Below are 21014 nucleotides of genomic sequence, written 5' to 3'. Positions count from 1 at the left end.
CGAGTAAGAAAGTACATATTTTAAAAATGTAAACACTTCAGAAGTGGTAAATTATTTTAAGTTATTTTTAAAAGCTTCCTTCAGTTCGTGCTTTGAGGAGAGGACGTTTGAAGGAGCTTTTTTTTTAAAAATCATTGCACACACTTCTTTATTTCAAAAAATGAATGCCAAATAATTACTATCTTTAAAATCTAGCAAACCTAGAATTTAATACCCAAAAATATATAAGATTGGATTTAGATATCTATAGTAGCCTAATTATAGCTGGGGTTATTCAAGGGTTGTTTTTGAGTTTGTTTATATTATTAATTAATAAGCATAAGACGCGTGCCGCTTTTTATTTAGGATTACTACTTCTTTGTCTTTCGGTATCAAATTTACAGGATTTTCTTTGGGAGGCCGCTATTATTACAAAGGATACGCATAATTTAATATACCTTCCATTCTCCTTTTTAGAACCACCATTTTTATATTTTTTCGTAGTAATATTTCTCTATCCTGAGCATAGTATTCGAGGCGTTGAAAAACTACTTTATATACCTTTTTTAATAGTCATTTTAGGCGCTTTGAGCTATAAATTAGGGATTCTATTTTTCCCCACAGACCACATTTTCAATCAATCCATGGACTCCTTTATGTTTAATGTTGATGGTTATGGTGACGTTGTAAATATAGTCATGGCACTATTAGTCATTATAGTTTCCCTAGTCGAACTTCGAAGATATGAGCAGAAACATAAGTTGTTTGACCGTGGAAGAATTAAGATGCAAATACTATGGTTTAAAATACTTTTGATCATATTATTTATTACCACCCTTTTCTGGATTTACTTTACAGCCAATTATATATTACAAACCGAAGTCTCTTACTTGATCATGTTGATGGTAACGTCGGCTCTAATCTATTTACTTGGGTATATTGGCATACACAAAATAGGAATTCATGAAGAACGGAGAAATATTCGAGCTTTTAGTTCAGCTGCAAAAGCATACTCAATAGTCGAAAAAAAAGGTAAAAATGAGCATGTTATTGCTTTAGAATCCTTTCTTGCTACTGATAAAAATTATCTAAACCCAAATATTACATTACAGTCGGTGGCGGACGAATTGAAAATTAGCAAAGGCCACTTGTCCAGAATAATTAATTCGGATTTGAATATCAGTTTTTCAGATTATATAAATTCACTTAGGGTTGAAGAGGCAAAAGAATATTTAAAAAATCCAGATTTTGAAAAATATACTATGGTCGCAATTGGTCTAGAAGCAGGGTTTAGTTCTAAATCTACCTTCAATAACACTTTTAAGAAACTAACTGGTTATACTCCTTCCCAATTCAAGTCTCTTCCAACAAATTAGTCTCAATATTTACTATATGTGAATATTTGGGACGTCATGATTTAGATACTTTTTTACATTTATCATAATTCTTATGTCAAGCAAATAAATGCTTCAGAGGTTTAAAGAAAAGAAATTAACTATCTAAACATATTATTATGACTTCAAAAATACGCATCATATGCACCGCGATTAGCATACTAATTATTAACATCAGCTTCGCACAAAACAGCTTTTCGGAAGCTTACGGAGGGGAGGTACTAATTCCAAGAAACTCAGAACCCTGTTTAACCGAAACTCAAAGAGCACATACTAAATTATTGCTTGATGCAAGTGTAGCACAGCTCGAATTAGAGGGGAGGCTTGTACCTATAAATACCGAGGGAGGACATCCCCTCTTTGATTGGCCGATGGCACAGGCAAGTGGCTTTAACTACCACAATATTTGGACATTGTCCAACTACGTCGATCATAATCCGGCCTTTCCTAATCAAATAAGCGATTATGATTGTGGTACTCGGTCTTACGATACCTCCAATGGTTATAATCATCGTGGATTCGATATTATTTCATGGCCATTCTGGTGGAAGCAAATGGATAGAAATCAGGCTATTGCTATAGCTGGCGCAGATGGACAAATAATTTACAAAGGAGATGGAAATTTCGACAGAAATTGCAGCTTTAACAATAATCCTTGGAACGCCGTGTATCTACAACATAGTGACGGAAGTCGATCCTGGTATTTACATCTAAAAAGCGGTTCTCTTACTTCCAAAGAAGTTGGAGATACAGTAAGTCGGGGTGAATTTTTAGGGGTTATTGGAAGCTCCGGTAGTTCTACCTTGCCTCACTTGCATTTTGAAGTATACGATAGTGGTAATTCACTTATTGACCCGAGTAATGGTCCTTGCAATAATATAAACAGCGACAGCTGGTGGGTGGCCCAAAAACCATATTACAACACAGGAATTAACGCAGTACTAACCCACACTTACTTCCCAAATTGGGAAACTTGTCCGAATTCAGAAATTACTAATGAAAGTGATCAATTCGATCTGGGTGTTGACGTGTATTATGGTATTTATTTGTCAGATCAAAGAGCTGGTACCAGCGTACATTTAAAAATTACGCGACCGAACAATTCAATTTTCCAGGAATGGGATTACGCTTTGGTCGATGATTTAAACATAGCCTATTGGATGTGGTATTATCCAGCCGATATGGAAGGTCAATGGACATTTGAAGCGACTTATAATGGTGATACTGTAAGCCATAGTTTTAATGTTGGCGCCTTAGGGACACCCGAGTTAGCATTAAACGACACCAAAGTATATCCCAATCCTGTTCAGGATAAACTCTTTATAGATTCTGAAAGTTTTATTACGCAAGTTAGCTTTAGAGATGTTATGGGTAAGACCCTATTTCAAATGTATAATGCCTCTCAAAGTATTGATGAAATTGATGTTTCCAACCTATCAGGAGGTATCTATTTTATGACAATCACTTCCGAAGCCAATCAATCAAAAACCATTAAAATAATACATTACTAGCCAATTAATGCCTTCCTAAATCTTAACTTCCCTCCTAATAAGGAGGGATTGAGGGAGGTGTAAAACTATTCTCTTCAAATTTAAAAATATAGTCTTCTATTACCCTTATAACGTTATCAATATCATTCATTATTTGTTCATCAGAGAACCTCAACACATTTATTCCGAGTTCATTTAATCTTTTTGTTTTGCTAAGGTCTTTCTGATACACTTCAACAATTTCATGCGAATATCCATCGCACTCAATAACTAACTGCAGTTTATTACAGAAAAAATCAGCAATAAATTCATCAATAGGTTTTTGACGATGAAAATCATAGCCATACATCTGATCCCTTTTTAAAAATTTCCAAAGTTTAATCTCCGACTTTGTAGCATTATTCCTCAGTTGTCGTGCTAACTCTTTTAGTTTAGGATTATAATATATTTTCATAATAACTTATTAAAACACACCCCTCAATCCCCTCTTTCTAGAGGGGAAGTTTTCGCAATCGCCCTTAACACCAAAATCTTTCGAATATGACTACTATACTCTCATGTTTTTTAACCTCCCTCCTAACAAAGAGGGATTGAGGGAGGTGTAAAAGTGCTTTTTTTTAATTTCAAAACACACCCCTCAATCCCCTATTTTTGAAGGGAAGCTTCGGTAATCTTATTTGCTTCCTAAACCCTTTGGAAATAGCAGCTATGCTTTCATATTTATTAACTTCCCTCCTAATAAGGAGGGACAGAGGGAGGTGTAAAATTATCCTCTTTAAATTTCAAAACACACCCCTCAATCCCCTCTTTCTAGAGGGGAGGCCTCAGCAATTGCCTTTGCCACTAGAAATCCACCAGTCCATGCATTCTGAAAATTAAATCCGCCGGTGATGGCATCTATATTTAAGACTTCGCCAGCAAAGTATAGACCTTTATGGATCCTACTTTCGAAGGTTTTGAAATTTACTTCTTTAAGCTCTACACCACCTGCAGTTACAAATTCTTCTTTGAAAGTGCTTTTTCCATTCACATCAAAAATCCCGGCAACCAATTGTTTAGCCAGTTCATCAATTAATGGATGACCAATATCCGCCCATTTCTGATCTTCCCTAAAGCCGGCTGCTTTCAAAAGTGATTGCCAAAGTCGTTTGGGTAGTTCAAACTGACTATACGTATGCGGGAATTGCTTCGCATTATTGGTTTTAAGTTCCTTTAGGTTTTTTATGATTTCTTCTTCGGAAACATTCGGCAACCAATTCACCTTAATCTTAAAATGATAATCTGAAGGTGCTAAAAGTCGCGCTCCCCAAGCGGAGAGTTTCAAAATCGAAGGGCCACTCATTCCCCAATGTGTAATTAATAATGGGCCTTCACTTTCTAATAAATGTTTACCATTATTGTCGATAACAGTCACAAAAGCAGGCGTGGCAACACCTGGTAAATCAGTAATGCGATCGTCCTTGATATTGAAGGTAAACAACGACGGTACTGGAGATTCGATAGTATGACCCAGTGCTTCCAGCATTTTCCATACCTTAGGATTACTTCCTGATGCAATTACAAGTTTTCTTGAGGAGAATATTGCTTCAGAAGTAGTAAGCTCCCAACCGTGTTCCGTTTTATGAATTTCTTTTACTGAATGATTAGTTAACACTTCTATTCCCAAACGTTCTGTTTCAGAAGTAAAACAATCAATAATAGTTTGAGAAGAATCAGTTTCAGGAAACATTCTGCCGTCGTCTTCAATTTTTAAGCCAACTCCTTTTTCTTCAAACCAGCCAATCGTATCTCCCGTCATAAAGGTGTGAAAAGGACCTAAAAGTTCTTTCTCTCCTCTAGGATAGTTTTCGGTGAGTTCCTTCGGAATAAATTCGGCGTGGGTGACATTACATCTACCTCCGCCAGACACTTTAACCTTCGTGAGTACTTCTTTGCCTCTTTCCAGAATAGCAACTCTTAGTGAATTATTATTCTCTACAGCGTTGATAGCCGTAAAAAATCCGGCCGCACCTCCTCCAATAATTAATACATCATAATCCTTTTTCACGCTGCGACCTTTTTTATTTTTACGATTTAGTTAACGAACTAAAGCGACTACAATACTATCGATTATTCAACAAGTAGTTTTTTTACAAGAGTGGTTGTATCGGTGGTAAAGCGCGCGAAATAAACTCCTGAGGGTAATATAAATCTTATTTCATTGGTATTGTTAGAAATTATTTCGTTTTGTACAACCTTCCCTTGAAGATCTATTATAGTTATATTATTTAACCCAATGTTATTCGTAAAACGAATGCTATTCTTTGCCGGATTCGGATAAAAATTAAAATCTGCTAGTTGATTTGCTTCAACTCCTAAGACTCCACAACCTACCGGATCGAAAAGTACTTCGCCTAAAGTAGCATCGTCTACCTGATGATAAATCACAGATTCGGCGATGGCCAGATCATTTACAACACCTTCTACCCAACAATTATTTTTTGCTTCGATAGTGTTTGCTGTGTTATTGTAAAGCGCATAAACGATACCACCATTTCCATTTTCAGAAAAAATGTTTTCACCAGGTGAATTAGTAGTACCATCTCCCAAATTGATGGAAGCTTCTCCTATTAGGGTTATTCCCCATAAATTTCTTCTAATTTCATTACCATGAGCTATGACATCCATTCCCGGTGCGGTTGAATTTAGCGAAATCCCACTTCCACCTAAATTTGGATTACCCTGTGTATCATTATCTTCAAAAATATTATCTCTAATCAATGCAACAGCGTTGTTTCCAAGAATGGTCATCCCATATCTGTTATCTCGAATAATATTACCATCGATTTCTGTGTTAATGGATCCTCCTGTAAAATTCGCCACAGCAATTCCTCCTACCATATCCAGGTTACGATCACCAATAATTGAATTTTCAAGAATAACTAAAGGAGCATCTGTTCTTGTAGTTCCTAAGTTAATTTGTGGTCGATTCGAATTTTCTTGATTATTTCCTTCCAAATAATTATTGAAAATATAGGCTGAAACCTCCGAATTGGCAGCAGATCCTATCGCAGCAAGTTGATTAAACGTAATTGTGTTATTGGTTATTTGTGGTAACCCACGCGACAATTGTATAACAGCACTAGTTGTGGCACCTTCAACATTATTAGTGAGCGTACAATTATCAATCGAAAAATCTTCGGTCAGAACTCGTAATCCACCGCTGTATTCTATGCTTGTATTTTGAATACTAATCTGTGATAATTCTTCAAAACGAAAACCTTCAAAAGCAATTTGATCAATTCCGAAGATATTTACTGCATCGGCCGAAACTGTAAAAGCACCAAAAACAGTAATTAATAAGGCATCTTCAACTCCTAAATTAAGATCAGTGTCTATGATAACCGTATCATTTTCAGCAACGATTAGGTTTTCAAGAAGGGTAAAATCACTACCTGAAATCGTAATAGTCGTAGGACTTGCATTGGCAATATCGGTAAGTGTCCAAGTGACTCCTGTATTGGGTGTTGTGTATGTTTGAGCAACTAACGGAAACACAAAAAGAACAGAAGTAAATAAAAGAAGTAAATGTTTTTTCATAGGTATATTTTTAGATATAGTAAATACAAAAATAAGGATTACATTTTTTTGCAAAAAAGAATTAAGTAGAAGTTATATTGGTGAACGTTTTACATTGTGCCAAGGTTTCTTTGACATCATTTATCGTCGTTCTGGGGTTTATTAAGCACATGCGTAAAACTACTTGGCCGTTAAGTAGCGTGGTAACTAGTAATGCTTCTTGTGAAGCTACCACTTGTTCTGAAATATACTGATTGATTTTATCAAGTTTTTTTTCGCTATAGTTTTCACCAATTGGATTAAATCTAAAGTTTATTACTGCAAGTGTAGCAGGAGAGATTACTTCCCAATGTGGGCTTTTACGCAAGATACCTTCTACTTTTTCAGCAAGCTCAATGTTATATGATATAGCTGTTCTAAATGCCTTTAAACCAAATGTTTTGATGGACATATAAAATTTTAAAGCTCTAAATCTCCTCGTAAGTTGAATACCATGATCGTAAAAATTAATTTCAGATTCATTTCCCTCAATATCACGTAAGTATTCAGGTTTTTCGGTAAACGTACTTTTTAACCATTTACTATTTCTCACCAATAAGCAGCCCATTTCATAAGGTTGAAAAAACCACTTATGAGGATCCACGGTTAGAGAATCGGCTTTACTTATACCTTTTAAAAGGGCTTTTCCATCCTTCGCCAAAATTGCTGCACCACCATAGGCACCATCAATATGGAACCAGATATTTTCAGTCTTACAAATCTTTGCCAGACTGGATAATGGATCGACAGTTCCTGTATTCGTTGTTCCAGCTGTAGCAACTAAGCAAAATGGTTGTAAGCCTTCCAAACGATCTTTTGCAATGGCGTTTTTAAGTTTATTGATAGAAAATTTGAACTCCGCATCGGTTGGGATGATTCGAATTTGTTCTTTCTTAAACCCTAAAACACGAATTGCTTTTATATTAGATGAATGCGCTTGATCTGAAAGGTATATTACTGCTTTTGCAAAATCATCACCACATTTTATTCTACGAGCGGTAGCGATGGCTGTTAAATTAGCCATTGACCCACCACTTGTAAAAATTCCACCTCCTTTTTTTACAGGGAAACCGAAAATTTTAAGTAGCCAGTTCATAGTAACAATTTCAAGTTCGGCCGCAGCAGGCGAGGCCGCCCAACCACCAGAAAAAACGTTAAATCCCGTTGCAAGTGTATCTGCCATAGCACTGATATAGTTGCTTGGACCCGGTACAAAAGAATACGATTTAGGATGGGAAACAATGGCACTTTTTGAAATTACCTTATTCAAAACAAAATCCAAAACTTCTTGTGGGTCTGTAGGTTTTTCCGGCGCTTCTTCTAAGAAAAGATGGTCCATTTCCTCCCTCGAACCAACTACAACAGGGAACTTATCATTTTGTGTGGAAAAATGTTCAACAATAGCGTCCACAACTTTATAGCCATATTCCCTCATTTCGTCTTTCGGCAATTCTAGTGTATCGATATTTTTTCGCATAGATTATTTTCTGAAAACCGTATGCAAAACTACCCTTTTTAAGCTGAAAAATTGGCTACATTTATACTTATGACTGTTGTATTATATGTTATCAGTATTATTTTTATCATCACTCCCTTTCTGCCTGCAATAGAAAATCCACATTGGTTTTTTAGAACAGCCGATTTTGTGCGATTGCAATCGATAGTAATTGAAATTGTTTGTCTTTTGCTACTCTTTTTTATTGATGATTCACACACCATCTTTACTTTGACATTGAAAATCGGACTTATAGGAGCCGCTTTGTACCAAATAGTAAAAGTCTTTCCTTACAGTTCGTTCTACCCACGTAAAAAGCCTAAGTTCGAAAGCGATGGTATGTTATCGGTTTTAGCAGCTAATGTTTTACAAACGAATACCAGTTTCGGTAAATTCATCGAGATTATAAATGAGTTCGATCCTGATATAGTTTTGGTCATGGAAGGAAATGAAAATTGGGAATCTGGACTTTCAGAAATTGAGGCACTTTATCCGAATTCTATAAAAATTCCACTGGAAAATTATTACGGAATGTTGCTCTATTCAAAGCGGAAGCTTCAGACGACCAAAACATTATATCAAGTTGAAAAGGAAGTACCTTCAATTTTTTTCGAATATGAAATTAATGAAACTATTAAGGTTTTCTTTTCCTGTTTACATCCTGCACCGCCTAGTCCTACTGAAAATGAATCTTCCAAAGAACGGGATGCTGAATTAATGATAACCGGCAAACGAATTCGAGAATCCAACCTAGCTGCTATTGTTTGTGGTGACATGAACGATGTAGTATGGTCGCGTGTTACGAGACTCTTTAAAAAGATGACGAATATGATAGACCCAAGAATAGGAAGAGGCTTTTTTCCGACCTATCATGCTGGCTACTTTTTTATGCGATTTCCGTTAGATCATCTTTTTCATTCAAAAGATCTTTTTGTCGGTAAAATGGTTCGGACTCGTAATTTCGATAGTGATCATTTTGGCATGTATTATGAAATTCATCATAAGAAAAATGAAAATGCATCGACCTCTGGCACCATCACTTCTCAAGAAAAGGCGGACATCAAAACATTGATCAACAATGGTCACGAATAATTTTTGTTAATATCTTCAGCGTACAATTGCCTATATTTTTAAGCACCGTCTTTATTTAATTGTTAAATTTATAGTTAACAACCACTTAATCAGTTCGATATGTTTTCAAAAGCCAATATTGTCAGCACGCTAATTACCAGTATCTGGGGATTAGCCGGAGGATTTCTTTTATGGGGTCTGCTCGCCGAACCCTACTTGACACCACATATTCTAATTAGTGACATAATGAGAGATCCGCCCGATATGATACATCTCATACTAGGTTGCCTAATACAAGGATTTGCGTTTTCTACACTCTACAGTAGATGGGCCAATGGAAATTTCGGATTGGGTAGTGGTTTGAGTTTTGGTATCTGGATCACTCTTTTGCTAGGCCTGGGTGCGGGTCTTATCGATTACGCTACTTCTACAATTGTAGATATCCAGGGTACTTTAATCAATTTTATTATTTACCTTATTTTCTTCGGAATTACTGGTTTACTTGCCGGAATCATCTTTAAAAAATTAGGATGAACATTCTTAAACTAAGATTGGAAAAAGGCTTCAGTTCATAACTGAAGCCTTTAAAGACCAATAGAATTTTATACAGAAAATGTGTTCAGCAGTAAAAATTCAAGTTTGCTTTCCTAATTTCTTTCAACAAATTGCATAAAAAAAGCTCCTCGTATTTGAGAAGCTTTTCTGCTGTGCGGGCCTTTCGTCAAGCTCAAGATAAACTTGGAGACTCTCTTCGATTAGTACTAGAGCCTCTCCTGAGCATAGTCGAAGGGCTCAGGACAGGATTCTCGTCTCCCAAGTTTTTTCAAAATACTACATAAAAAAAGCTCCTCGTTTTTGAGAAGCTTTCTTATTGTGCGGGCGGGGAGACTCGAACTCCCACACCTTGCGGCACCAGATCCTAAGTCTGGCATGTCTACCAATTCCATCACGCCCGCGGTAGATAATAAAATCCTTTAAAGACCCTTGTTAAAAACTAGCTGGTCTATCTCCCGACACTTCGGGGCCATCACGCCCGCGGTAGATATTTCCTTTACTTCCCGCTCAATGCTAATCAATAGCCTTCGTAGTTTCCGTAAAGGAGTGCAAATATAAACAAGATTTATAATTTACAAACTATCTTTTAATAGAAATATAACTTTTTTGGTATCTTCGTGATTCTTCAAAAAAATGCAACTATGAAAAGCGCAAAAACATATATTGAACAGCATAAACAACGATTTATTGATGAATTGATCGAGTTGCTTAAAATTCCATCTATAAGTGCAGATTCGGCCTATAAAAAAGATGTGATTTCTACAGCCGTAGCAGTTAAAATCAGCCTGGAAAAAGCGGGTTGCGATTCGGTTGAAATTTGTGAAACTCCTGGCTACCCTATTGTTTATGGTGAAAAATTAATCGACCCAAAATTACCTACAATTCTTGTGTATGGTCATTACGACGTGCAACCACCAGATCCTATGAATCTTTGGGATAGTCCGCCGTTCGAACCTGTGATTAAAAAGACCGAAATCCACCCGGAAGGTGCAATTTTTGCCAGAGGAAGTTGCGACGACAAAGGACAAATGTATATGCATGTGAAAGCAATGGAATATATGACAGCAACAGATCAATTGCCTTGTAATGTAAAATTTATGATTGAAGGAGAAGAGGAAGTTGGAAGTAAAAGTCTTAGTTGGTTTGTAGAACGAAACCGAGAAAAGCTTGCAAATGATGTGATCTTAATTAGTGATACGGGCATGATAGCGCCAGATGTGCCATCAATTACCACCGGACTTCGTGGTTTAAGTTATGTTGAAGTGGAAGTAACAGGTCCAAAACGTGACCTACATAGTGGCTTGTATGGTGGAGCTGTGGCTAACCCAATCAACGTGCTTACAAAGATGATCGCCTCTTTACATGATGAAAATAACCATATCACCATTCCTGGTTTTTACGATGCTGTGGAAGAGTTATCTTCCGAAGAAAGAGCGAAAATGGCCGAGGCCCCTTTTAGTAAAGAAGCCTATAAAAAAGCATTAGATATCGATGATGTGTATGGAGAAGCAGGATATACCACCAACGAACGCAATTCCATTCGTCCAACGCTGGATGTAAATGGAATCTGGGGCGGTTATATCGGCGAGGGTGCCAAGACGGTAATTGCTAGTCAGGCGTTTGCAAAAATAAGCATGCGATTGGTTCCAGATCAGAATTGGGAAAAAATAACTGAGCTGTTTAAAAAACATTTCGAAAGTATTGCTCCTAAAGGAGTTCGTGTTAAGGTAAAACCGCACCACGGCGGACAAGCATACGTAACCCCAATAGATAGTTTGGGTTATAAAGCTGCCGAGAAAGCTTATGAAAAAACATTTGGAAAAACGCCAATTCCTCAAAGAAGCGGTGGGAGTATTCCTATTGTAGCTTTATTCGAAAAAGAACTGAAAAGTAAAACCATTTTAATGGGCTTCGGGCTTGATAGTGATGCTATTCACTCGCCAAACGAACATTTTGGAATTTGGAATTATCTTAAAGGAATTGAAACCATTCCACAGTTCTATCATTATTTTACTGAGATGAGTCGATAACGTATGTTTTGACATATAAAAAGTCCGATGGAGTTTATTTTCCATCGGACTTTTTATATATACTATAGCGCTAGTTAGATTTTTTTCACGTATTCCGTAATTATCACAATCTGTTGCCCATCCACTCTTCCTTCGATATACGTTTCATTCTCGTGATCTAAGGAAATTCTGCGAACTGCTGTCCCTTGTTTTGCAACCATGCTAGATCCTTTTACTTTAAGGTCTTTGATTAAAACCACATTATCTCCTGCCTGCAAAATAACTCCGTTGCTATCTCTATGCACCAGCTCATTGGTTTTATCTACACCATCTCCCTCTGCTTTTGCCCAGTCCATCATCTCTTCATCCAGATACATCATATCAAGCAAGCCTTGTGGCCAACCTTCAGATCTCATTCTCTGTAACATGCGCCAAGCCATAATCTGTACAGGAGGTTCAGTGCTCCACATACTATCGTTTAGGCAGCGCCAATGGTTTGCATCTCTCGTTTCCGGGTTTTCAATCTGACCAAAACAATTGTTACAAATTAAAATATTTGCTTCTAAATCTCCTTTTGGTGATTTTGGGACTTCATATACTTTTAGGTTTTCTTCGGAAGCACAAAACTCACATTTCGAATCACTACGTTGTTTTAATCGTCTTTCTAAACTCATAAATTCCTGCGAAAGCAAGAAACTTTAGAAGCTCTTGCCATCGACTTTTTTAATTAGTTGTAGACAAAGGTAAAAACATCCCTTAAATCCAAGCTTTAAGGATTCACTTTTTTCGTAAAAAAGTGAATTCGAGTTAAGAAAAACGTGTCAGTTCGAGTTAAATTCTGGAAGAACTTTGTATCGAGAACAGCGCTTTTCCAATCAAAATAGCCGTTCTCGATACATTTTTCCTCCATTTCATTCCAAAAAAACACTCGATCTGACACCGTTATTGTTTAAACAATAAAATTATTTATTTCTACGTTTGTAGAATTAAATAATTTGTTCTATGTTTGTAGAGTTAATTCTAATTCTGTAGAACAATATGCAACTTACAAACGCCGAAGAACAACTTATGCAAATCCTCTGGAAACAGGAACGAGCTTTTATGAAAGACCTCATCGAAGCACATGATGACCCTAAACCTGCAGCTACCACAGTAGCGACGCTTCTCAAGCGCATGCAAGACAAGGAGTTTGTTGATTATATTCAATATGGTAGATCGCGGGAATATTTCCCATTAGTGAAAAAGAAAGATTATTTTTCGAAGCATGTAAACGGACTTATAAAGAATTTTTTTAACGATAGCGCTTCGCAGTTTGCCTCTTTTTTTACTGAAGAAACCGATTTGAGTAAAGAAGAATTAAAGAAGTTACGAAGTTTAATTGATCAACAAATTAAAACCAAATAGTTATGGAATGGTACCTCTTAAAATCGGCTGTTTGTCTGGGTCTTTTTTATTTATTCTATAAAGCCCTACTTGAAAATAGCTCAATGCACACTTTCAAACGCTTCTATCTAATGGGTGGTCTCATCTTCTCATTTCTCATTCCATTAGTCACTTTTACCACTTATGTGGAAATTCCATTGATTGAAACGCCTGTTTATACTGCAACTACTTCGCATGAAATCACCCCTATTTCTTCGGAAAACACTATCAATTACATTCCTTATGCACTTTGGAGTCTGTATTTTTTAGGTGTAGGTATCTTCGGAATTCGTTTCGGTTTAAACTTGCATCACATTATAAAGAAGATTAAGAAAAATACGCGAATTGTTAAAAATGGCTTGTATCACGTCCTTCTTTCCGAAGAGGTAGCGCCACATACTTTTTTTAATAATATATTTTTCAATAGACAGCGATACGAAACTGGTGCACTTCCAAAAGAAGTATTCTGGCATGAAGAAACCCACGCCAAACAAAAACATAGTGTAGATATTATACTTATGGAATTGTTACAGATAATCTTTTGGTTTAATCCGTTGATGTATCTCTTAAAAAATGCAATAAAGCTTAACCACGAATTTCTGGCAGATCAGGCTGTGTTAAATCGCCAGGTTCCCGCAACACAATATCAACAATTAGTCTTAACATTCTCATCAAATGTTCGAACGCCATCGATGGCACATTCAATCAATTATTTATCAATTAAAAAACGATTCACAGTTATGAAAAATCAGACATCAAAAAAAACAGTGTGGTTTCGAAGCCTATTGGTACTACCTCTGGTGGTTCTTGTTTTCTATGGTTTTAGTAGTTCAAAAACTATTACAACTTTACAACCACAAACTACTCAAGTGTTTTCACAAGAAACGGCAACACCACAACAAATTATCACTTTTAATTCCATGGCCAAATATTGGAATACACGCTTTGAGGAATACCCGACAGCCCGAACCATGCCTCTTTCAGAATTAGAAAAATTAGAAGATATTTATAGAAATATGTCTCCTTTACAAAAACAAGGAGCACAACCATTTCCAGAATGTATTCCGAAGAATAACGAAGATTACACAAAAGAATATCTAAAAGGCGCAGCCAATAATGACGAAAAAACGTTTGTCTTAATGATAACTGTAAACGAGATCATGTTTAACGGAAAAGCCACTGTACTTGAGAATCTTAAAAGTGATCTAGACGCATACACGAAGAACTGGGAAGAAACAGATTATACCGATGCAAATCCTTCAATACTTATCTCCAGTAGCTCGCCGACTTTTATTCAGAAAGTGAATATAGAGTTTAAAAAATCTCATTTCTCAAAGGCTAATAGCGGAATGAGCATACAAGTACCAATACAAGTAAAGAGAAGTCTTGATAATGATGCAACTCCCGAGCAAATTGCAGAATATAACAAATTGGCTAAAAAATACAATACGATGCCACAGGATAATATGCGCATCAATGGGAAAGAATTAACCCGAATGCAGTATATATACGACTTAATGTCTGCTAAGCAACGTGAAAACGCAGTACCATTTCCAAACATTCCACCGCCTCCACCTGCTCCAGACGCACCGAAGGCACCAAAAGTTAAAAAGGGAGTCGATTATGGCGATTCCGATATTCCTCCACCACCGCCCACGCCGGATGCACCCGAAAGCCCCTTAGATCACGTAATAAGTATGGCAAAAAAAGGAGCTACTTTTTATCATGATGACAAGAAAATTACTTCAGATAAAGCAATAGAATTACTAAAAAAGAATAAAAACCTAAATATTGAAAGTAAAAATACAAACTCAGGCATTCCTACAGTAAGAATTTCTAAAACTCCAATTACAATTGAGAAAAACAGTCCATTTATAATGACTGTTGTAGACATGCCATTGTTTGGACCTCAACCTAACATCGAGGATCCTAAAATACTCCTTGACCTAATGATTAAGAACGGCGCAAAAATATTTTTCGAAGGCAAAGAGATTTCAAATGAAAAAGCTTTCAAAATATTAAACAAAGAGAAATCTATTCAGATAAAGACCGTTGATACTCCACATGATATCCCATCAGTGCTATTAGGAAGTGAGTATGGCTGCTAAATAAATGTGCAAAACATTTCATTTTTAAAATTACAAGCTCCGATTTTCGGAGCTTTTTTTTGTAACAATCTGTCACTATTTGCGTTATATAAATTCATCAATCTAAAAACAGCATTATATGTTACAACGCTTTTTCATCTTCTGCTCCGGTGCAGATACAGACATTTTAGATGAATGCTCTGCCGGGGAACAAACCAAATTCGCCGGGATAGGGGCTACTGTATTTTTCACAGCTGTGATGGCTACGATTGCTTCGGCATATGCCCTTTATACAGTATTCGATAATTATTTAACCGCTGTTTTCTTCGGTTCGATCTGGGGCTTACTTATATTTAATCTCGATCGCTTTATTGTTTCTACTATCAAAAAAAGGAATAATTTCTTCGATGAATTTTTGCAAGCCACTCCAAGAATCCTGCTCGCATTAATAATAGCAATCGTTATAGCAAAACCTTTGGAGTTAAAAATCTTTGAAAAGGAAATTAATCAAGTCCTTTTAGAGCAAAAGAATGAGCTTACACTTGCAAATAAAGACCAGCTAGCTTTGCAATACACTCCGGCAGTGACCGCTTTGGATGCCGAAATTGAAACATTAAAAAGTGAAGTGACAACTAAAGAAAATGAGGTCAATGCACTATACGAGACATACATAGCGGAGGCCGAGGGAAGAAAAGGTACCGAATTACTAGGAAAAGGACCGGTATATCAGGAAAAGAGGGATAAGCACGATGCTGCATTGGCCGATTTACAAGCTTTAAAGGAATCCAATAATGATAAAATTATAGCGATTGAAACGCAAATTGGAGCTCTTGCTACCGAATATCAAGCAAAGGTGGAAGAAACGCAGCCAGTGATAGATGGCTTCGACGGATTAATGGCTCGGGTGAATGCATTAGATAAGTTACCTTGGCTTCCTTCCTTTTTTATTTTTATGCTTTTTCTAGCCATTGAAACCTCACCAATTATAGCAAAACTACTATCTCCCAAAGGTGCATACGATTTAAAACTCGAAGAACAGGAAAGTGCCCTGAACTCATGGGTTACCCAACAAAAAGCACAGCGAGAAGTCTTGGTTACTACAGATCGAGACCTCAACAATCGAGTGTATGCTGATATAGCCGAAGAGCAGGAATTGTATGATTACAAACGTAAAAAAGCCAGGGAATTAATGCAACTACAAGCTGATGCATTTTATAAAAAACAGAAAAGCATTTTATAAACTATCTGTTACTTATAATTATTTAAAAGCACTTTCCGGATTTTGATTTGCCATGACGTGCTTGGTAAAATTGAAAAATGGTTTAAGATGATATACTGGGTAAACTTTTAGATTTATCTGCTCGCAAAAAATCAAAGAAACCATATTTTAAGTAAAAGATATAGAGCATTTTTAGGGATTCAGTGGCACTTAACTTTTGTTCTTTGGTGCTGCCGACTCCCTGAATTATTACCACTCGAAAATGTCCCTTCATATTCTTTCTTCCTACGAACGATTTCAAACGCAATAATAGTTCAATATCCATACACTGATAGGAAACAAAACTCTCTGTAAATAAAATCGGAATGATGCTACTAGTGAATACAACTGCTTCATAAGTGATGGTTCTTCTTAACCCTCCATATCGATCAAATTTCAAAGTATCTACTGTTGAAGCCATATCACATTCATCATCTATAAGCTGCAATTTTATCTTTTCATTCCTTGTTCGTGCAAAAACTATAGATACATCTTCATTCGTAATTAGAGCTTTCGTTAGGCATTTCATGCCCTTAAGACTGATTATTATATTTTCATTTATATAACCATAATAATCTACATCATCATTACGAGACAAATACCCGATACCAAATAGCAGTGATTCAGCTATAGTAGTTCCTCTTTTAACATTAATGATGTGTATGTTCAATTCGGTACTGTGTTTTGTCTCCTCCAATAAAACAACTACCGGCACATTACTTCTATCATTTACAAAACAGAAAACATACTCGTTGTTGCGAGCTAAAAAATTAATTAAAGCATCCAATTGAAAATGGTCTTTTATTTGAGAACATTGAATTACGATACCAATTTGCATAAGTCGAATTTTTAAATTTGCAATACTAAACTCCTGGATATGCAACTATATTAAATCTCAATCTGGTCACTATCCCGTATTGAAAAATTAAAAAAAAAGCTTCCCAGTTTTGAGAAGCTTTCTGATAAACAATCAAGGTGGGGATAAAAAATCTTAATTGTTCGAAATAAATATAGGCATACTCTTTCGTAAATAAATTAACTAACTATCATGTTATCTACGATGTAAAAATAGGGTCATACTAGGTCTGTTTCGCGAAAAATTCGCCGAATAACACTTTACGCAAGTTGAATGGAGAAAAGTAAAAGTTGAAGCAGAACTGCCGCAATTTTACAGCAAACCTTAACTATTAACACCGCAATACCTGAACTAACTAATTGGCATATGAGCAGAGTATCTTATAAGAGATTAAGGCGTTTCATTAACTCAGATCGGTTCGATCGACTTACCGGTACAACATTTTTACCGATTAGAACAGAGTTATTTTCTATATCTATTATTTTAGAAGTATTTATTACAAAAGACCGATGTACTTTCAGAAAAGAATTGACAGGCAACTTTTCTTCAATCTTTTTCATCGTGGAATGTATGGTGAAATTTTCATTGTCTGTTTTAATCAAAATATAATCCCCTTTCGCTTCTACAAGAATAATTTCATCAAAACGGAGTTTTACCAAACGACCATTAATATTTACAAATAGTTCATCGTCTCCCGAGTTTAATTTGCTTTGTACAGAGAGCTCATCCGACTTTATAGAATCAGAAAGCGCTTCGGCTTTCAAAACGGCTTTTGTAAATCGATCCTGCGTTATTGGTTTGACAAGATAATCCACGATGTTATCATATTCAAATGCTTTAAGAGCATAATTTGTATCGGAAGTTGTTAGAATTATTTTTGGAGATGTCTTAAGGGTTTGCAAGAAATCGAAACCATTAAAACCGGGCATGTGTATATCAAGAAATACTAGGTCAACTTCGTATTTATTCAAATATTTAATTGCATCGATAGCATTACTAAATTCTGCTTTGATCTCTAATGAGTCTAATGATTCGCAAAGCTGATTTATAATAATTCTTGATGTCTTTTCATCGTCAATAATAATGCATTCCATCGTGAGGTTATTTGTTGTGCATAAATTGAGTTAAATTTTCCAATATATCCAAAAACACTAAATGCAATGAATTATTTCCATTTCGTAAATCGTTTTCATGTTCCTTAGCAATTTCGGATCCCTTATATAAACCTAAGATACTGATTTTATTACGAAGTTTATGAACTATAATAGCCGCATCTACAAATTGTTCATTTTTAAAACAGTTTGTATAGTTTTCAATTTCTTCGAATAATTCTTTTTTAATAACAGAAAGCAGTTTACTTTCAAATACTTCATCGCCATTTGCGAGCTCTTTTACATATAAAAGGTTGGGATGTTCCTGCATTTTTTACTTTTTAATTGTAAAATGAAACGTAGTACCTACTCTCATTTCACTCTCTAACCATATTTCTCCTCCGTATAAGGTTACGATCTTTTTTACGATTGACAGTCCAATCCCTGATGAATCTGTGTCATCACTTAGAGATTGGAAAACTTCAAATATTTTATCGAAATATCTGGTTTCAATCCCAATTCCATTGTCTCGTACTGAAAAATGGTATTTGGAACCTTCATCTTCACAATCTAAGTAAATATAACCCTGTGGTTTATCGGAATAATTAATAGCATTGCTAATAAGATTCTGAAATAATTGCTGAAGTTTCGTTGGGTCTGCTTTGATAGTAGGCAGCCTATTTAGAACCTGTAAACTAATATGCTTCGGAACATACAACATGTTATCAATTTCAGTCATTAAATCATTCAAATCTACCTCTTGATTTTCCGAAGTATCCTCAGACAAACTCGAGTAACTTAGAATATCTGTTATTAATTGATCCATTTTTTCCAGCGTCGTTTCCATCAAGTCCAAATGTTCCAGACTAGCTGTATTTAATTTGTCTGTATTATCATCTCTTAACCAACTTACGAGTGCAAATAAACTCCGTAATGGAGATTTTAAATCGTGTGAAACAATATGAGCATATTCGTGGAGTTCATTATTACTCTTCTCTAGTTTGAACAAAAGCTCTTCCTTCAGAATCTCATGATTTTTTCTATCGGTAATATCTAAAATCACTCCTATTGTTCCTGTGAACACTCCCTTTTCATCTAAATTTGGTGCTGAACTTACCAACCAGGTTCGTTCTTCTCCTTTTTTATTTTGTACTTCAATTTCAAAAGACTCTGAAATTCCCTTGCGTCGATTCGCTATTTTTTGTTTTGCAAATTCCACCTGCTTCCCTAATTGAAAAATTTCCAATATACTTTTCCCTAAAACCTCATCTTCAGTATAACCAGACATGTCGAGTAGACTCTGATTCACTAATGTAATGGCATTCGAAGGGTCATATTCGATCATTCCCAAACTCATATTGGCTATAATACTTCTATATTTCTGCCTTTGCTTTTCTAAATTGATTACTAGATTTTGTTTTTGAAGTTCTAGATTTTTTGTTTTAGTGATGTCCAATATCACCCCTATTCCACCATATATTTCACCATTATTGTCATAACTTGGTGATGAGCTCACAAGCCATATCTGTTCTTCTCCTAACTTATTATTGACTTTAATCTCAAAAGATTCAGATTCCCCTTCATTAGAATTTGCTATCCTTTGTTTAGCATTAGACACCTCTTCCTTAATAGGAAAAAGATCTGGTACTTTTGTTCCAATTAACTCTTCTTTTGAGTAACCGGATATATTCAGGATCGCTTGATTTACAAATGTTATAGTTTCATTTGTATCTAACTCTATAAAACCCATATTCATGTTTTCAATGATCCGCCCGTACTTTTGCTTCTCAATATTTAACCGTTCATCCCTGTTCATTCTCGTGGTCACGTCTTTAAATGTCCAGAGATTCCCCTTAAATTCAGCATCATTATAAATAGGTATATAATTGAACTCAATATACTTTCCGTTGGCTGTTTTCACCTTTTCTCCTGTAACCAAGGTTTTGTTTTCAGCAATTTCTTTATTTCGAACCGCGAATTTTTCAGGATCCTTAAAAAAACTTTTCACCGTATCTGTCGTGCCCGATACATCTTTTCCCTTGTAGTTATAGTCCTTCGGAATATTGAAGATCTCAAATGCCTTTTTATTCCATATAACGGCCTCTCTTTTTTCATTTTCAAGAAATACACCACTATCCAGATGATTCACTAATGCATCAAGACGGCTTTCAGATTCTATTAGGCTGTTTCGCATTTCGAGTTCTTCAGAAATATCTCTTGCAATTCCATGGACTCCTATTGGTTCCCCGTCTTCATTATACATAACACCAGCATTTATACTTAAGTGCTTATAATTATTGTTCTTCGAGTGAATTCTAAATCTAAATTTCCGTTTAACCCCCTTTTCCCTGATCGTCTTCAAGCCGTTTTTAAACTTAACATGATCTTCTTTTAATACTAACTTCTCTATGTTTTTTCCCTTTTGTTTCTTATTTAATTCAAAAAGCGCATAGGCAGAAGTGTTCATTTTTTGAAAATTTCCGTCCATATCGAAAATAAAATAAGCGTCTACAACCTTATTACACAGTTCATTTAGCATTCTGTCTTTCTCCACAATCAACTCTTCTAAGTCCGAAAAAATTTCGAGCTGTTGATTCATTAATCGGTTGTATTCTAACTCATTTTCCTTCAATTGATCCTCAGCCAACTTACGCGCTTGCCGCTCAAAAACAAGTTCATTCTCTAATTGTTTTATCGTTTTTATCATAAT

The 21014-nt window shown here is 35.8% G+C and carries 17 protein-coding genes and 1 tRNA gene; 8 read left to right on the top strand and 10 right to left on the bottom strand.

What is annotated here, in order from left to right:
* Positions 1-230 precede the first annotated feature (230 nt).
* Entirely contained in the window at positions 231-1355 is a 1125-nt protein-coding gene (locus tag BXY75_RS04165) for a helix-turn-helix transcriptional regulator (RefSeq protein WP_121906427.1), read from the top strand.
* A 137-nt stretch (positions 1356-1492) separates the two neighbouring features.
* Entirely contained in the window at positions 1493-2884 is a 1392-nt protein-coding gene (locus tag BXY75_RS04160) for a peptidoglycan DD-metalloendopeptidase family protein (RefSeq protein WP_121906426.1), read from the top strand.
* A 34-nt stretch (positions 2885-2918) separates the two neighbouring features.
* Here the strand turns inward: BXY75_RS04160 and BXY75_RS04155 are convergent, their stop codons facing one another.
* The 4 genes from BXY75_RS04155 to BXY75_RS04140 form a co-directional block, all read right to left on the bottom strand.
* Entirely contained in the window at positions 2919-3317 is a 399-nt protein-coding gene (locus BXY75_RS04155) for an endonuclease domain-containing protein (protein ID WP_121906425.1), read from the bottom strand.
* A 342-nt stretch (positions 3318-3659) separates the two neighbouring features.
* Positions 3660-4910, bottom strand: a complete 1251-nt coding sequence (locus BXY75_RS04150) for a BaiN/RdsA family NAD(P)/FAD-dependent oxidoreductase (protein ID WP_121906424.1) — start codon at positions 4908-4910, stop codon at positions 3660-3662.
* Positions 4911-4972: 62 nt separating this feature from the next.
* Entirely contained in the window at positions 4973-6442 is a 1470-nt protein-coding gene (locus BXY75_RS04145) for a T9SS type A sorting domain-containing protein (protein ID WP_121906423.1), read from the bottom strand.
* Positions 6443-6503: 61 nt separating this feature from the next.
* Positions 6504-7937 (bottom strand): pyridoxal phosphate-dependent decarboxylase family protein, encoded by a 1434-nt coding sequence (locus tag BXY75_RS04140; RefSeq protein WP_121906422.1) that lies wholly within the window; start codon positions 7935-7937, stop codon positions 6504-6506.
* Positions 7938-8006: 69 nt separating this feature from the next.
* Between BXY75_RS04140 and BXY75_RS04135 the strand changes: the two genes are divergently transcribed.
* Both BXY75_RS04135 and BXY75_RS04130 read left to right on the top strand, forming a co-directional pair.
* Complete coding sequence (locus BXY75_RS04135) at positions 8007-9047, top strand: endonuclease/exonuclease/phosphatase family protein (protein WP_121906421.1); 1041 nt, start codon at positions 8007-8009, stop codon at positions 9045-9047.
* Between the two features lie 99 nt (positions 9048-9146).
* Complete coding sequence (locus BXY75_RS04130) at positions 9147-9560, top strand: hypothetical protein (RefSeq protein ID WP_121906420.1); 414 nt, start codon at positions 9147-9149, stop codon at positions 9558-9560.
* A gap of 340 nt (positions 9561-9900) precedes the next feature.
* Here the strand turns inward: BXY75_RS04130 and BXY75_RS04125 are convergent.
* Positions 9901-9982: transfer RNA gene (locus tag BXY75_RS04125), tRNA-Leu, on the bottom strand.
* Positions 9983-10222: 240 nt separating this feature from the next.
* Here BXY75_RS04125 and BXY75_RS04120 point away from each other — a divergent pair.
* Positions 10223-11611 (top strand): dipeptidase, encoded by a 1389-nt coding sequence (locus BXY75_RS04120; RefSeq protein WP_121906605.1) that lies wholly within the window; start codon positions 10223-10225, stop codon positions 11609-11611.
* Between the two features lie 74 nt (positions 11612-11685).
* On the opposite strand, the gene BXY75_RS04115 is transcribed toward BXY75_RS04120, so the two are convergent.
* Positions 11686-12264: a PhnA domain-containing protein gene (locus tag BXY75_RS04115; RefSeq protein ID WP_121906419.1), complete on the bottom strand. Its 579-nt coding sequence runs from the start codon at positions 12262-12264 to the stop codon at positions 11686-11688.
* A 364-nt stretch (positions 12265-12628) separates the two neighbouring features.
* On the opposite strand from BXY75_RS04115, the gene BXY75_RS04110 reads away from it, so the two are divergent.
* The 3 genes from BXY75_RS04110 to BXY75_RS04100 all read left to right on the top strand — a co-directional run bounded on the left by BXY75_RS04110 (position 12629) and on the right by BXY75_RS04100 (position 16339).
* Positions 12629-12994, top strand: a complete 366-nt coding sequence (locus tag BXY75_RS04110; RefSeq protein WP_121906418.1) for a BlaI/MecI/CopY family transcriptional regulator — start codon at positions 12629-12631, stop codon at positions 12992-12994.
* 2 nt (positions 12995-12996) lie between these two features.
* On the top strand, positions 12997-15120 hold the full coding sequence (locus BXY75_RS04105; RefSeq protein WP_121906417.1) for a M56 family metallopeptidase: 2124 nt from the start codon (positions 12997-12999) through the stop codon (positions 15118-15120).
* 118 nt (positions 15121-15238) lie between these two features.
* Complete coding sequence (locus tag BXY75_RS04100; protein WP_121906416.1) at positions 15239-16339, top strand: DUF4407 domain-containing protein; 1101 nt, start codon at positions 15239-15241, stop codon at positions 16337-16339.
* A gap of 82 nt (positions 16340-16421) precedes the next feature.
* On the opposite strand, the gene BXY75_RS04095 is transcribed toward BXY75_RS04100, so the two are convergent.
* From BXY75_RS04095 to BXY75_RS04080, 4 genes are all read right to left on the bottom strand, one after another.
* Positions 16422-17195 (bottom strand): hypothetical protein, encoded by a 774-nt coding sequence (locus BXY75_RS04095; RefSeq protein ID WP_121906415.1) that lies wholly within the window; start codon positions 17193-17195, stop codon positions 16422-16424.
* Between the two features lie 398 nt (positions 17196-17593).
* On the bottom strand, positions 17594-18307 hold the full coding sequence (locus BXY75_RS04090; RefSeq protein ID WP_121906414.1) for a LytR/AlgR family response regulator transcription factor: 714 nt from the start codon (positions 18305-18307) through the stop codon (positions 17594-17596).
* A gap of 7 nt (positions 18308-18314) precedes the next feature.
* Positions 18315-18635 (bottom strand): Hpt domain-containing protein, encoded by a 321-nt coding sequence (locus BXY75_RS04085; RefSeq protein WP_121906413.1) that lies wholly within the window; start codon positions 18633-18635, stop codon positions 18315-18317.
* A gap of 3 nt (positions 18636-18638) precedes the next feature.
* On the bottom strand, positions 18639-21011 hold the full coding sequence (locus BXY75_RS04080; RefSeq protein WP_121906412.1) for a PAS domain S-box protein: 2373 nt from the start codon (positions 21009-21011) through the stop codon (positions 18639-18641).
* Positions 21012-21014 lie beyond the last annotated feature (3 nt).

It is taken from the genome of Ulvibacter antarcticus, assembly GCF_003688405.1.
Classification (GTDB): Bacteria; Bacteroidota; Bacteroidia; order Flavobacteriales; family Flavobacteriaceae; genus Ulvibacter; species Ulvibacter antarcticus.
The sequence above is the reverse complement of the archived record's forward strand: the minus strand, read 5'-3'. Positions and strand labels throughout refer to the sequence as shown.

Excerpts from the sequence above, each read along its gene's own strand:
- BXY75_RS04120 (WP_121906605.1), top strand. The coding sequence starts at position 10,223 with ATGAAAAGCGCAAAAACATATATTGAACAGCATAAACAACGATTTATT.
- BXY75_RS04105 (WP_121906417.1), top strand. The coding sequence starts at position 12,997 with ATGGAATGGTACCTCTTAAAATCGGCTGTTTGTCTGGGTCTTTTTTAT.
- BXY75_RS04135 (WP_121906421.1), top strand. The coding sequence starts at position 8,007 with ATGACTGTTGTATTATATGTTATCAGTATTATTTTTATCATCACTCCC.
- BXY75_RS04080 (WP_121906412.1), bottom strand. The coding sequence starts at position 21,011 with ATGATAAAAACGATAAAACAATTAGAGAATGAACTTGTTTTTGAGCGG.
- BXY75_RS04110 (WP_121906418.1), top strand. The coding sequence starts at position 12,629 with ATGCAACTTACAAACGCCGAAGAACAACTTATGCAAATCCTCTGGAAA.
- BXY75_RS04145 (WP_121906423.1), bottom strand. The coding sequence starts at position 6,442 with ATGAAAAAACATTTACTTCTTTTATTTACTTCTGTTCTTTTTGTGTTT.
- BXY75_RS04100 (WP_121906416.1), top strand. The coding sequence starts at position 15,239 with ATGTTACAACGCTTTTTCATCTTCTGCTCCGGTGCAGATACAGACATT.
- BXY75_RS04095 (WP_121906415.1), bottom strand. The coding sequence starts at position 17,195 with ATGCAAATTGGTATCGTAATTCAATGTTCTCAAATAAAAGACCATTTT.
- BXY75_RS04130 (WP_121906420.1), top strand. The coding sequence starts at position 9,147 with ATGTTTTCAAAAGCCAATATTGTCAGCACGCTAATTACCAGTATCTGG.
- BXY75_RS04140 (WP_121906422.1), bottom strand. The coding sequence starts at position 7,937 with ATGCGAAAAAATATCGATACACTAGAATTGCCGAAAGACGAAATGAGG.
- BXY75_RS04160 (WP_121906426.1), top strand. The coding sequence starts at position 1,493 with ATGACTTCAAAAATACGCATCATATGCACCGCGATTAGCATACTAATT.
- BXY75_RS04090 (WP_121906414.1), bottom strand. The coding sequence starts at position 18,307 with ATGGAATGCATTATTATTGACGATGAAAAGACATCAAGAATTATTATA.
- BXY75_RS04085 (WP_121906413.1), bottom strand. The coding sequence starts at position 18,635 with ATGCAGGAACATCCCAACCTTTTATATGTAAAAGAGCTCGCAAATGGC.
- BXY75_RS04155 (WP_121906425.1), bottom strand. The coding sequence starts at position 3,317 with ATGAAAATATATTATAATCCTAAACTAAAAGAGTTAGCACGACAACTG.
- BXY75_RS04115 (WP_121906419.1), bottom strand. The coding sequence starts at position 12,264 with ATGAGTTTAGAAAGACGATTAAAACAACGTAGTGATTCGAAATGTGAG.